Annotated in this window: 11 protein-coding genes; 5 read left to right on the top strand and 6 right to left on the bottom strand. The window is 73.5% G+C overall.

Features of this window, described 5'->3' with window-relative positions:
• Positions 1–23: 23 nt before the first annotated feature.
• The 4 genes from DOO78_RS24745 to DOO78_RS24730 all read right to left on the bottom strand — a co-directional run bounded on the left by DOO78_RS24745 (position 24) and on the right by DOO78_RS24730 (position 6,577).
• On the bottom strand, positions 24–404 hold the full coding sequence (locus DOO78_RS24745) for a DUF805 domain-containing protein (protein ID WP_111472569.1): 381 nt from the start codon (positions 402–404) through the stop codon (positions 24–26).
• A 48-nt stretch (positions 405–452) separates the two neighbouring features.
• Positions 453–3,680 carry an error-prone DNA polymerase gene (locus DOO78_RS24740; protein ID WP_111472568.1) on the bottom strand — a complete coding sequence of 1,076 codons (3,228 nt, stop codon included), beginning with the start codon at positions 3,678–3,680 and terminating at the stop codon, positions 453–455.
• A 22-nt stretch (positions 3,681–3,702) separates the two neighbouring features.
• The gene (locus DOO78_RS24735; RefSeq protein WP_111472567.1) at positions 3,703–5,292 is read right to left on the bottom strand and encodes a Y-family DNA polymerase; all 1,590 of its coding nucleotides are present in this window, start codon (positions 5,290–5,292) and stop codon (positions 3,703–3,705) included.
• 403 nt (positions 5,293–5,695) lie between these two features.
• Positions 5,696–6,577 (bottom strand): ImuA family protein, encoded by an 882-nt coding sequence (locus DOO78_RS24730; protein WP_128080148.1) that lies wholly within the window; start codon positions 6,575–6,577, stop codon positions 5,696–5,698.
• 157 nt (positions 6,578–6,734) lie between these two features.
• Between DOO78_RS24730 and DOO78_RS24725 the strand changes: the two genes are divergently transcribed.
• Complete coding sequence (locus DOO78_RS24725) at positions 6,735–7,793, top strand: cysteine synthase A (protein WP_111472565.1); 1,059 nt, start codon at positions 6,735–6,737, stop codon at positions 7,791–7,793.
• A gap of 11 nt (positions 7,794–7,804) precedes the next feature.
• Complete coding sequence (gene cysE / locus DOO78_RS24720; protein ID WP_111472564.1) at positions 7,805–8,530, top strand: serine O-acetyltransferase; 726 nt, start codon at positions 7,805–7,807, stop codon at positions 8,528–8,530.
• Between the two features lie 58 nt (positions 8,531–8,588).
• On the opposite strand, the gene yghU is transcribed toward cysE, so the two are convergent.
• Entirely contained in the window at positions 8,589–9,464 is an 876-nt protein-coding gene (yghU, locus tag DOO78_RS24715) for a glutathione-dependent disulfide-bond oxidoreductase (protein WP_111472563.1), read from the bottom strand.
• A gap of 270 nt (positions 9,465–9,734) precedes the next feature.
• Between yghU and DOO78_RS24710 the strand changes: the two genes are divergently transcribed.
• Positions 9,735–10,166: an OsmC family protein gene (locus DOO78_RS24710; protein ID WP_207803047.1), complete on the top strand. Its 432-nt coding sequence runs from the start codon at positions 9,735–9,737 to the stop codon at positions 10,164–10,166.
• A 163-nt stretch (positions 10,167–10,329) separates the two neighbouring features.
• Here the strand turns inward: DOO78_RS24710 and DOO78_RS24705 are convergent, their stop codons facing one another.
• Positions 10,330–10,545 carry a DUF1127 domain-containing protein gene (locus DOO78_RS24705; protein WP_111472562.1) on the bottom strand — a complete coding sequence of 72 codons (216 nt, stop codon included), beginning with the start codon at positions 10,543–10,545 and terminating at the stop codon, positions 10,330–10,332.
• Between the two features lie 136 nt (positions 10,546–10,681).
• Between DOO78_RS24705 and DOO78_RS24700 the strand changes: the two genes are divergently transcribed.
• Positions 10,682–11,560, top strand: coding sequence for a LysR substrate-binding domain-containing protein (locus DOO78_RS24700; protein ID WP_111472561.1), 879 nt, complete (start codon positions 10,682–10,684; stop codon positions 11,558–11,560).
• 85 nt (positions 11,561–11,645) lie between these two features.
• Entirely contained in the window at positions 11,646–12,611 is a 966-nt protein-coding gene (locus DOO78_RS24695; RefSeq protein ID WP_111472560.1) for a Bug family tripartite tricarboxylate transporter substrate binding protein, read from the top strand.
• Positions 12,612–13,045 lie beyond the last annotated feature (434 nt).

Genomic DNA, 13,045 nt, shown 5'->3' with positions numbered 1-13,045 from the left:
AATGAGTCGGGCGCCGGGCCCGCTCACGCAGGCGCGGGGAGGATCCGCGCCGGCGGGAGGCCGAAGCGGTTGGGGCCGGCATCGCCCGGCCGGCAGAACCAGATGATGAGCATGACGATGCCGATGACCGGGACGAAGGAGATCAGCAGCCACCAGCCGCTGCGGTCGATGTCGTGCAGCCGGCGCACGCCGACGGCGAGTCCCGGCAGCAGCACCGCGAGGGAGTAGAGGCCGTTGATGAGGCCGAGGCTGTCGCGGCCGAACAGGGCGGCATCGACGAGGCCCGTCGCCCCTTGCATCAACAGGTTGAAGAGGAAGAACCACCAATATTCCGGCCGACCGGAGCGGCCGTCGAATTGCGCGTATCGCCGGAAACAGGTGGCGACGGCCTCCTGGAATCCCATCGGCTTCGCCTCTCCCTTGCCGGCTTCAGGCTACCAACCGCGCGGCGCTCAATGGAAGTCCCGGCTTGGCGGTAGCCGCAGCCGGGGGCCGTCGCGCGGGTCCGGCCGCGCGCCCTCCTCGGCGCGGGCCGGGGCCTCGCGCCAGGAGGACGGCGAGGGCGCATCCAGCGCCGCAAGGCCGGCGAGCAGCGACGAGCGGTCGATCAGCCGGCGCACGATCAGGTGGATGATCGGCACCTTGGCCGCGTGCCGCTCCACCCGCCCCTCGGCGACGACGAGGCGCGCGGCGATCACCGCGGCGCGGTAGCGCCGCACCAGGTCGGGATAGAGGACGAGGTTGGCGACGCCCCACTCGTCCTCGACGGTGAAGAAGACGACGCCCTTGGCGCTGCCCGGGCGCTGCCGCACCAGGACGAGGCCGGGCAGGCGGATCCAGGCGCCGCGCCGCGCCGTGCCGAGCAGGCGCGTATCGGCCAGCCGCTCCGCCGCCAGCCGCGGCCGCAGCAGGGCAAGCGGGTGATGCCGCAGCGAAAGGGCGGTCGCGGCATAGTCCAGCACCGTCTCCTCCCCGGCGGTGGCGGCAGGCAGGCTCGGTGTGGCCTCGAACAGCTCGCCCTGCAGCGGCGGCGGGGCCGCCGCCTCCACCGCCGTCGCCTCCCAGAGCGCGGCGCGGCGGCCGAGGCCGAGCGAGCGGAAGGCATCCGCCCCCGCCAGCCGCTCCACCGTGCCGCGATCGAGCCTGGCCGCGCGGATCAGCCGGTCCAGCGCCCGTGCCGGGGATGCGGCCTGCCCTGCGGCCGCATCCCGCGCCGCCACCAGCCGCCGCGCCGCCGCCTCGCCCAGGCCCTGCACCAGCCGCAGGCCGAGGCGCAGCGCCAGGCCGCCGGCGCTGCCGGGATCAGGCTCGAGCGTGCAGTCCCAGCCGCTGTGCAGCGCATCGATGGGGCGCACAGGCACCGCATGCTCGCGCGCGTCGCGGAGGATCTGGGCCGGCGCGTAGAAGCCCATGGGCTGGCTGTTCAGCAGGGCGCAGGCGAAGGCGGCCGGGTGCCACCGCTTGATCCAGGCCGAGACATAGACGAGCTGGGCGAAGGCGGCGGCATGCGATTCCGGGAAGCCGTAGCTGCCGAAACCCTCGATCTGGCGGAAGCAGCGCTCGGCGAAGTCGCGCGGATAGCCCCGCGCCGCCATCCCCTCGATGAAGCGGCTGCGGAAGGGCGCCAGCTCGCCATCCTGGCGGAAGCTGGCCATGGCGCGGCGCAGCCGGTCGGCCTCCCCGGGCGAGAAGCCGGCGCCGATGATGGCGATCTGCATCGCCTGTTCCTGGAAGAGCGGCACGCCGAGCGTCTTGCTCAGCACCGGCTCCAGCGCCGGCGAGGGGTAGCGCACCTCCTCCGGCGCCTCCCGCCGCCGCAGATAGGGATGCACCATGTCGCCCTGGATCGGCCCGGGGCGGACGATCGCCACCTCGATGACCAGGTCGTAGAAGGTCCTCGGGCGCAGCCGCGGCAGCATGTTCATCTGCGCTCGGCTCTCCACCTGGAAGACGCCGAGGCTGTCGCCGCGGCAGAGCATCTCGTAGGTTTCCTCGTCGTCCTGCGGCACGCCCTGCAGCGTCAGCGCCGTCCCGCCATGCTGCGCGATCAGGGTGAAGGCGCGGCGCAGGCAGGAGAGCATGCCGAGGCCGAGCACATCGACCTTCAGGATGCCGAGCGCCTCGATGTCGTCCTTGTCCCACTCGATGGTGTGGCGGCCCTCCATGGCCGCGCGGCTGACGATGGCAAGCTCGGTCAGCCGGCCCCGGGTGATGACGAAGCCGCCGACATGCGTCGCCAGGTGGCGCGGGACGCCGATCAACTCCTCGGTCAGGGCGCAGGCCAAGCGCAGCCGCGGATCGCCCGCGGGGTCGAGGCCCTGGCCGGCGGCGAGCTCGGCCAGGGAGGTGCCGCCGGCGCCCCAGACGGCCTTCGCCAGCCGCCCCGTCACGTCCTCCGACAGGCCCATCGCCTTGCCGACCTCGCGGATGGCGCTGCGGTCGCGGTAGCGGATGACGGTGGCGGCGAGGGCGGCGCGGTCGCGGCCATAGCGGTCGTAGATGTGCTGGATCACCTCCTCCCGCCGCTCATGCTCGAAATCCACGTCGATATCGGGCGGCTCGTCGCGGGAGGCGCTGATGAAGCGCTCGAAGAGCAGATCGTGCTTGTCGGGCGCGACGGAGGTGATGCCGAGCGCGTAGCACACCGCGGAATTCGCCGCCGAGCCGCGGCCCTGGCAGAGGATGCCGCGGTCCGTGGCGAAGCGGACGATCTCGTGCACGGTCAGGAAATAGGGCGCGTAGCCCAGCCGCGCGATCAGGCCGAGCTCGTGGCGGAGCTGGGCCGCGACCTTGCCCGGCACGCCCGCCGGCCATCTCGCCGCGCTGGCCGCCGCGACGCGCCGCTCCAGCGTCTCCTGCGCGCTCAGGCCGGGATCGAGGATCTCCTCCGGATAGGCGTAGGCGAGGTCGCGCAGGGAGAAGTCGCAGGCGGCGACCACGCGCAGCGTCGCCGCCACCGCATCCTCATGCCCGGCGAAGAGGCGCCGCATCTCGGCGGCGGGCTTCAGATGCGCCTCGGCATTGCGCTCGGCGGCATAGCCGAGCGCCTCCACCGTGGTGCCGAGGCGGATGGCAGTCAGCAGATCGGCGAGGCGCCGGCGCTCCGGCCGGTGGTAGCGCGTGCCGCCGGCGGCGAGCAGCGCCGCGCCGGCGGCGCCGGCCATGCCGGCCAGCCGGTCCAGCCGCTTGCGGTCGTCGCCGCGGAAGCGATGGGTGGCGGCGCAGAACAGCGGCAGGGCGAGGCGGCGCAGCGCCGCGGCATCGCGCGCCAGCCGCGCGGCGAAGGCCGCGTCGGGCTGCTCGGGCGGCACCAGCGCCAGCACCAGCCCCTCGGCGGCGGCGAGCAGCGCCTCGCGCGGGATGTGGCAGCAGCCCTTCGGCCCCTGCATGCGGCCGGCCGAGAGCAGCGCGGCGAGCCGGCCATAGGCGGCACGGTCGGCCGGCCAGGCGAGATACTCCTGGCCATCCGCCAGGCCGATGCGGGCGCCGGGGAGGAAGCGGATCCTTGCCTGCTCCGCCGCCACCGTGCCGCGCACCAGCCCGGCGAAGCTGTTGCGGTCGGCGATGCCGATGGCGGCATGGCCCAGCGCCTTCGCCTGCGCCACCAGCTCCTGCGGATGCGAGGCACCGTCGAGAAAGGTGAAATTCGACAGCGCGGCCAGCTCGGCGAAGCCGCTCATCGCCGCGCCTGCGCCGGCGCGGCTATGCGAACCGCCCGTGCAGCCACCATGTCATCGCCTCCCCCGGCGCCACCGGGCCCGAGCGGCAGACCCAGAGCCGCGCGCCCGAGGCCAGCTCCACCCGGTAGTAGTCGCGGCAGGGCCGGTCCGGCCGCTCCCGCCACCATTCCGGCGCGATGCGCTCCGGCCCCTCGGCCCGCGTCACCCGCCAGGCGGTGCGGCCGAGGCGCAGCAGGGAGGGCGGCGCATCCGGCAGCAGCGCGACGCCGGCAAGCTGCAACGGCCGGCGCAGCAGCCGCACCGGGTGCGGGCCGCTGCCGGGCCAGCCGGGCGGGATCTGCACCGCGACGAAGGGGCCGACCCGCCGGATGCCGCGTTCCGGCCAATGGCTGGCCTGCGGCGCCGCGCGCCAGAGCGTGACCCGCTGCGCGAGACGGTCGAGCAGCGCCGCCAGGGCCTCGCCGGACGGCGCGGCGCGGCCGGTCCCGGGCCGCGCCGCGGGCAGGATGGCCTGGGCGGCGGCGAGCGGGGCGGTCGCATGCGCCTCGAGCGCCAGCCTCTCGAAGCCGAAGCCCGGTTCCAGCCGCTCCAGCCGCTCGCGGAAGAGGCGCGCGACATGCCGGGGATCGCGCGAGGGCAGGCCGGTGCCGACCGCGATCGCCTGCACCGCGCCATCGACGCGGAAGGCCTGCAGCAGGAAGCGGCGGGCGCCCTGGCCGGCCGCCGCCAATTGCCGGCACAGCCTGTCCAGCAGCAGCGCCAGGGTCGCGTCGATCGCCTCGCGCGTGATCAACGGCTCCAGCACGTCATGCGCCGCCAGGAAATCCGGCGGCGGCCGCAGCGGTTGCAGCGGCGCCGGCCGCGCCCCGGTCGCGGCCTCCAGCAGGGCGGCGAGGTCTGGGCCGAAGCGCCGGGCGAGGGGCGCGCGCGGCTGGCGCAGCAGGTCGCCGAGGCAGCGCAGGCCAAGCCGGTGCAGCAGGCCGATGCTGGCGGGCGGCAGCCGCAGCGCGTGCAGGGGGAGGGGGGCGAGGGCCTCCGCCTCGCCGCCTGGCGGCACGCGGATCTCCAGCCCGCTGCGGGCCAGCCCCGCCGCGGCCGCGGGCGTGCCGGCGATGGCGATGCGGGCGGTGAGGCCGAGCCGGGCGAAGCGTTCCGCCAGGTGCCGGTGCAGCGCCGCCTCGCCGCCATGCAGGGGCGCGAGGCCGGTGATGTCGAGCAGCAGCCCGTCCGGCGGGTCGAGCGCCGGCCGTGGCGTGAGGCGGAGCGCCCAATGCCCGAGGCGGCGCAGCCAGGCCGCATCCGCCGCCGGCGCATGCGGGTGCAGCGCCAGCCCGGGCAGGATGGCCTGCGCATCCGCCAGGGCCTGGCCGGCGGCGAGGCCGGCCCGGGCCGCCGCCGGGGTGACCGCCACCAGCAGGCGCCGGTTGCCCTCGCTGGTCCAGATGGCGGCGGCGCCCGCGAGGCGCCGGCGCTCGATCGGCAGCAGCGGCAGGTGCAGCGCGGCGATGCGAAGGGGCGCGGCGCCAGGCTTCGCGGGGGGCTCCCCGAGGGACTCCGCTGGGGGCTCCCGGAGGGGCTCCCCAGGGGGCTCCGCGGGCCGCGCCGGCGGCAAGGCGGGAGGGCGGGGGAGAGGCCCGGTCGCCGCCATGGGGTCCTGTCCCCGCTCTCCGAGTCGCGGCGGCGCGCAGACGCGGTGCCTCATGCCGGGCACGGGACGGTTGCCCCTGCCTGCGCCCCCATCGCGGGGCGCCGCGCCGCCGCGCGACCCGGCTTCACCGCATCCGCGACGCCGCCCATCCGGGCGCCCGGCCTTGCGGAGCGCGGATCTGATACGAACGGCTGTTGATGGTGACCCATCAACAGCCCCTCAGTCGCCGGGCGGTTTGCTCCGCAAACCTTGGCACCGCGCCGTCGCGCCGTCAGGCGCGCCTGACGGTGCGACGCGCGGCGCCCGTTCGGGCGCTCGGCAGGAAGGAAGCATTCATGCCGTTGGTATGACCTTCCGGCGCCCGGCATCATCGTGCCCGGCGTCGCGCGCGCTGCGGCCTGGCCGCGTATCCGGCCGCCTCCTCGGCCGGGAAGGCCGCCGCGATGTCGAGATCGGGCCGTTCCGCGACATCGGCCTCGAACCGCCCGGCGGCGTCCATGTCCAGCCGCTCCGCGGCATCCACATCCAGCCGCTCCGCGGCGGGGCGCCAGGTCACGTCCCAGCTCCCCGGCCTGCCGCCGCGGCAGCGCAGCAATTCGAGGCGCCAGCGCGGATCGCCGAGGTCATGCGCGCCACCGGTGCCGGCCAGGGCGTCGATGCGCCAGCGGGTCAGCGCGGCGCCCGCGCCGCCATCCCCCGCCGCATCCGGCCGCAGCAGCAGCCCGATGGCGCCCCCCGCCTCGGCCGCGAGCTGCAGCCGCCGCGCCGCGGTCAGGTCCAGCCCCTCCGTCGCCAGCAGCGCGCCGGCGACGCCCGGGCAGCGCAGGCTCTCCTCCATCGCCCAGACCGCGTCCTGCCGCCGCGGCGCCTGCACTAGCACCAGATCGGCCGGCGAGAGGCCGAAGCGCATGAGGCCGGGCGGCCAGGCATCCGGCTCCGCCGCGATCCACAGCACGGCCCCCTCGCCCGGGGCCCTCGACCGCGCCAGCACCAGGGCGCAGAACCCGGCCGCGGCGCCGGGGTCGGTGGCCAGCACCTCATGCACCGCGGCGCGGGCGAGGCCGCCGCCGGGCAGCTGCTGGTCGATCGCCGGGCAGAGCGGCACGGTCCCGTCCGCCAGGCCGCCGCTGCGGTCCATCCGGGCGATGCGGGCCCGCAGCGCCGCCAGCAGCGCCGGGCGGTCCATGGCCGGGGTGGCGCCGGCGCGAAGGGCGGGGTCGCGCGCGGGATGAGGCTCGGGATGCGTCATGGTGTTCGCTTTATGTTCTCTTGGCGAACCGGGAAAGGTCAAGGATTCGCTGCTGCCGGGATGCATGCAGGTTCATGAGGGCAGGGCAGCGATGCAAGGAAGCCTCTTGAATCCCTGGCCGGGGCGGCCGCAGATCACCAGGATGCGCGGAGGATCCATGGACGCCCCATCTGCCCCCCCGACCCAGGCCCCGCCATTGCAGGCGCATGTGGCGGACGGCCTCGCCGGCGCGATCGGCAACACGCCGCTGATCCGGCTGCGGCGCGCCAGCGAGGCGACCGGCTGCGAGATCCTCGGCAAGGCGGAGTTCATGCAGCCGGGCGGCAGCGTGAAGGACCGCGCCGGCCTCGGCATCATCGAGGATGCGGAACGTCGCGGCCAGCTCGTCCCCGGCGAGCCGGGAATCGTGGTGGAGGGCACGGCCGGCAACACCGGCATCGGCCTCACCCTCGTCGCCAATGCCCGCGGCTACCGCTCGATCATCGTCGTGCCGCATACCCAGAGCCGGGAGAAGCTCGACTTCCTGCGCATGATCGGCGCCGATCTGCGGCTGGTCGATCCGAAGCCGCTGCGCGACCCCGGGCATTACGTGAACACCTCCCGCCGCATCGCCGAGGAGCTGGCGGCGAAAGGCGAACGGGTGATCTGGGCCAACCAGTTCGGCAACCTCGCCAATGCCGCGATCCACGAGGCGACGACCGGCCCCGAGATCTGGGCGCAGACCGCCGGCCGGGTGGATGCCTTCACCTGCGCCTGCGGCACCGGCGGCACCCTCACCGGCGTGGCGCGGGCGCTGAAGGCCCGCAACCCGAAGCTCCGCATCGTGCTGGCCGACCCGATGGGCAGCGGCATGTACAGCTGGATCAAGACCGGCGAGGTGAAGGCCGAGGGCAATTCCATCACCGAGGGGATCGGCCAGGCCTCCGCCGTGCCGGGCAATCTCGAGCATGGGCGCGACAGCATCGACGACGCGCTGCAGGTGACCGACCCGGAGGCGCTGGAGCAGATCTTCGAGCTGCAGCAGCATGAGGGCATCTCGGTCGGCGGCTCGGCCGGGATCAACGTCGCGGCGGCGATCAAGCTGGCGCGGCAGATGGGGCCCGGGCACACCATCGTGACCATCCTCTGCGATGGCGGCGCGCGCTACCAGAGCAAGATCTTCAATCCGGAATTCCTGCGCGAGCGCGGCCTGCCCGTGCCGCCCTGGCTGGCCTGAGGAGAGGCGCCTTGGAGATTGTCGAGCTCGCCCGCACGGTGCGGGAGCGGGACCCCGCCAGGCCCAGCTGGATCGAGGCCGTCACCTGCTATGCCGGGCTGCAGGCGGTGCTGATGCACCGGCTGGCGCATGCGCTGTATCGCCGCCGCTTCAAGGCCCTGGCCCGCGCCGTCTCCCATACCAACCGCTTCATCACCGGCATCGAGATCCATCCCGGCGCGAAGATCGGCCGGCGGCTCTTCATCGACCATGGCATGGGGGTCGTCATCGGCGAGACGGCGGAGATCGGCGACGACGTGCTGATCTATCACGGCGTCACCCTGGGCGGCCTCAGCCTGGCGAACCGCGCCGGGCCGGGCGGCAAGCGCCACCCGACGATCGGCGACGGCGTCGCCATCGGCGCCGGGGCGCAGGTGCTGGGGCCGATCCGCATCGGCGACGGTGCCCGCATCGGCGCCAATGCGGTGGTGGCGAGCGAGGTGCCGGCGGGCGAGACGGTGATCGGCATCCCGGCGCGGCCGCCGCATGAGCACCGCATCCTCACCGGCCAGTCGGTCGGCCGCGCCGCGCCGCCGAGCCCGGGCTACGGGCTGCTCGACCAGCCCTGCGACCCGGTGGGCGAGGAGATCGCCACGCTCAGGGCCGAGATGGCGGCGCTGCGGGCCGAGCTCGCCACACTGAAGCGCCAGGCGGCGAACCAGGCAACGAGCCAGGCCGGCGTGCCGGCGGCGGAGTAGCCGCCGGCCGCGCCCGCCCCATCGCGCCGGGGCGCGACGGGAGCCGCTGCGCCGCGCCTCAAGCCTTGGCGGCCAGCTTGTCCTGGGTCTTCGTCTCGAAGTCGCCCGCCTCGTGGCGCTCGTGCAGCTGCTCGGCGGGATCGCCCTGGACCCGGTTGACCATGCGGCCGCGCTTCACCGCCGGCCGCGCCCAGATCGCCTCGGCCCAGCGGTTGACGTGCGTGTAGTCCTGCACCGAGAGGAACTCGGCGGCGCCATAGAGCCATCCCTTCACCAGCCCGCCATACCAAGGGAAGATGGCGATGTCGGCGATGCTGTAGTCGGGGCCGGCGATGTACTCGGATTCGGCCAGCCGCCGGTCGAGCACGTCGAGCTGCCGCTTGGTCTCCATGGCGAAGCGGTCGATCGGGTATTCCATCTTGCTCGGCGCATAGGCGTAGAAATGCCCGAAGCCGCCGCCGAGATAGGGGGCGCTACCCATCTGCCAGAACAGCCAGGAGAGGCATTCGGCGCGCGCCGCGCCGCCCTTCGGCAGGAAGGCGCCGAACGTCTCGGCCAGATGCAGCAGGATCGCGCCGGACTCGAAGACCCGGATCGGCTCAGGGCCGCTGCGGTCGAGCAGCGCCGGGATCTTCGAGTTGGGATTGACCGCGACGAAGCCGCTGCCGAACTGGTCGCCCTCGCCGATGCGGATCAGCCAGGCATCGTATTCGGCGCCCTTGTGGCCGAGGGCCAGCAGCTCCTCGAGCATCACCGTGACCTTCACGCCGTTCGGCGTGCCGAGGGAGTAGAGCTGCAGCGGGTGCCGGCCGACCGGCAGCTCCTTCTCATGCGTCGGCCCGGCGACCGGGCGGTTGATATTGGCGAAGCGGCCGCCATTGGCCTGGTTCCAGCTCCAGACCTTGGGTGGCGTGTAGTCGGATGCGCTGCTCATGGATCGTGCTCCTCGCAATCGACGGGGTCTGCGCTCGGATATGCGCTCGCCAGGGAGGCCGCGACAGGGGCGGGCCTGCCGATCTCCCGCGCCCCGGCCTCCCGCCATCGCCTGGCAGCATGCGACGGGCCATGCCCCGCGGTCCCGCGCTCCTGCATCGGGGCCGCCATGAGGGCGACGCAACCACCCCGTCGATGCGTGGTTTCAAGCCCGGTCGCGCGCCACCGGCTGCGCGGCGCCGATGCATGTCGATGAAGGAGACAAGGGGCCATGGCCAGCATCAAGCGAAGCGCGACCGCGCAATGGCAGGGCACGGGCAAGGACGGCAAGGGCGCGCTGACCACCCAGAGCGGTACGCTGCGGGACACGCCCTACAGCTTCACCGCCCGCTTCGGCGACGGGCAGGGGACCAATCCGGAGGAGCTCATCGCCGCGGCGCATGCCGGCTGCTTCACCATGGCGCTCGCCTTCAAGCTGCAGGGCGCCGGGTTGACGCCCGAGCATCTCTCGACCGAGGCGCGGCTGGGCATGGAGCAGGAGGGCGGCGGCTGGAGCATCAAGACCATCGCCCTGGTGCTGAAGGCCAAGGTGCCCGGCGCCTCGCCGGAGCAATTCCAGTCGCTGGCCGCCGATGCCAAGGCCACCTGCCCGGTGAGCCGGGTGCTGAACGCCGAGATCACCCTCGACGCCACGCTGGAATAGCCAGCGGGCGGGCCGGCCTGCTAGCGGACGCCCCCGGGCCAGCCACGCCTGGAGCGGTCCTCACCATCCTCGCGGCCAGCTGTCCTGCCGCGGCATCCCTTGGACGAGTGGGCCGCCATGGGGCCCCGCGAAGCCGGTTCGCGGCTTTGCGGGGCGTTGCCGTTCAGGGCCGCGGCATCAGGTCCCAGGGCAGCCGGTCGGCCTCGCGCAGGGCATCCACCCGGCTGATGCCGATGTCGCGCAGCATGCGGTCGTCCATCTCGGCCAATTGCCGGCGGGTCTGGAGGGCGCGCCACATGCGGCGCAGGCTGAAGGACGGGGCCTTCGGCGCGGCAAGCTGCGAGAGGGTGCCGAGGGGCAGGGTCGTGCGGATCGCCATGACTGGGTTCCTTTCTCCCACCGAGGATGTGCTCCTCTGGACGGGAAGGATGTGCGGCAGGGCGAAATAAGGAAAACGAATTGCATTGACGCCACACATCAACGGCATTGATATCGAATGCCCAGAAGGTGCCCGCATGCTCGCCCTGCCGCCCGGTCTCGACCCCGATCTGCTGCGCAGCTTCGTGCTGATCGCCGAGGGTGGCAGCTTCACCCGCACCGCCCAGGCCGTCGGGCGCACGCAATCCGCCGTTTCCATGCAGATCCGCCGGCTCGAGGAGATGCTCGGCCAGCCGCTGCTGCTGCGCGGCGCCCGCGGCGTGGAGCCGACCCTGCATGGGCAATGGCTGCTGGAGCGGGCGCGGCGCATCCTGGCGCTGAACGACGAGATCCTGGCGAGCTTCCGCCAGCCCGAGGTGGCCGGCGAGGTCCGGCTCGGTTCGCCGGACGACTATGCCGTGCGCTGGCTGCCGGGAATCCTCGCCCGCTATGCCGCGAGCCATCCGGCGGTCCAGGTGGAGGTGACCTGCGCTCCCTCGAACGAGCTGGTGGAGCGGCTCGGCGCCGGCGAGCTCGACCTGACCCTGCTCTCGGAGGGCAACGAGCCGCCGGGCGGGCGGGTGCGCTGGCTCTGGCGCGGGCCGCTGCTCTGGGTGGGAACGGAGGAGGTGGCGCGCCGCCGGCCCCTGCCGGTGACGCTGGCGCGCGGCAGCTGCGCCTGGCGGCGGGCGGCGATCGAGGCGCTGGAAGGGGCGGGGATGCCCTGGCGCATGGCCTATAGCTCGGCCTCGCTCTCCGGCTCGCTGGCCGTCACCCTGGCCGGGCTGGCGGTGACGGTCGCCATGCCCTCGCCCCTGCCCGAGGGGGTGCGGCGGCTCGGGGCGGAGGAGGGGCTGCCCGAGTTGCCGGATTTCGGCATCGGCCTGCTGCGCGGCCCAGCCAGCCCGGTGGCCGAGGCGCTGGCCCGGCATATCGAGGAAAGTTTCCGCACCGGCGAGGCATTGGAGGCGGCCTGACCGCTTGAGGATGAACGCTTTTTCATCCATTGGCGGGGGATGTTCCAGCCGGCCGCGACAAGGCCGAGACCCGAGGATCCGCCCCATGCATCGTCGTAGCCTGCTGAGCGGCTTGGCCGCCGGCCTTGCCTTTCCCTCGGTCCTGCGGGCGCAGGCCTGGCCGGACCGGCCGGTGCGGCTGATCGTGCCCTTCCCGCCGGGGGGCTCGACCGACACCATCGCGCGGATCTTCCAGCCCAAGCTCAGCGCCGCGCTCGGCCAGCCGGTGGTGATCGACAACCGCGGCGGCGCCTCGGGCTCCATCGGCGGCATCGAGATGGCGCGGTCGGCGCCCGACGGCTCCACCTGGATGCTCGCCTATGACAACGAGGCGACGAACCAGACCCTGCTACGGCTGCCCTACAAGGCGCTCGAGGCCTTCGTGCCGATCAGCCTGGTAGCGGACGGGCCGCTCGCCCTGGTGGCGCATCAGAGCACGCCCTGGCGCAGCCTGCCCGAGCTGATTGCGGCGGCGAAGGCGGCGCCCGACACTCTCTCCTTCGCCAGCTCGGGGGTCGGCGGCCTGGCGCATGTCGCCACCACGCTGCTGCAGCAGCAGGGCCGGTTCAGCTTGGTGCACGTGCCCTATCGCGGCGGCGGGCCGGCGGTGCAGGACGCGGTGGCCGGGCAGGTGCCGCTCTTCATGTCGAATGTCGTCATCATCAGCCAGCACATCCGCGCCGGGACGCTGCGGCCGCTCGGCGTGACGACCGCCGGCGAGACGCGGCACGTGCCGGGGGTGAAGAGCTTCGCCCAGCAGGGCTTCCCGGGCTTCCAGGCGCCGACCTGGTGGGCCTTCCTCGGCCGGGCGGGAACGCCGGAGCCGATCCAGGCGCGGATGCGCGAGGCGCTGGCCGAGGCCCTCGCCGATCCGGAGGTGCGCAGCAAGATCGAGGAGCAGGGGGCCGATGTGCGGGCGACCGGGCCGGAGGAATGCCGGCAATTCCTCGCCACCGAGATCGAGCGCTGGGGCCGGGTGATCCGGGAGCACAATATCCGGGCCGATAGCTGATCCCGGGTGTGCGAAGTCCCGACCTATGGCTCGCAGGGCCGAGCGCCCGGCATTTGAGGCGCAGGACGGTGAAACCGTCCTGCGCTTGGTATGAAACGGGACGGGCGGCATGGTCGTGGAAATCCATGAGCCGGGTGTTGACCTCCCCGGTGGGCGGGCGTAGAGACGCTTCACCGCAGCGCGGTTGGGCTTGACGGCTTCTGGCGATATCGTCAGTCTCCTGGCCCCGCCGATGCGGCGGTTCTGTCGCTGAGCGCATCTGCATCGGCTGCCCGCAAGGGCGGTGGTGAAGGGGCGTGAGGCGGTGATCCGCTTGGTGGAAACCGGGCGGCTTGTTCATTGAAATTCGTATCTGGTTTTGGAAGTTGCGTATTGAGAGATGCGTTGCTGCTTGGGTTGTTCTGTTTCGGACGGCTGGGTGGTGCGGTTCTGTT

Origin of the sequence: Roseicella frigidaeris (genome assembly GCF_003258945.1) — a bacterium.
Classification (GTDB): domain Bacteria; phylum Pseudomonadota; class Alphaproteobacteria; order Acetobacterales; family Acetobacteraceae; genus Paracraurococcus; species Paracraurococcus frigidaeris.
Note: the sequence above shows the minus strand (reverse complement) of the source record. Positions and strands in the feature narration are given on the sequence as shown.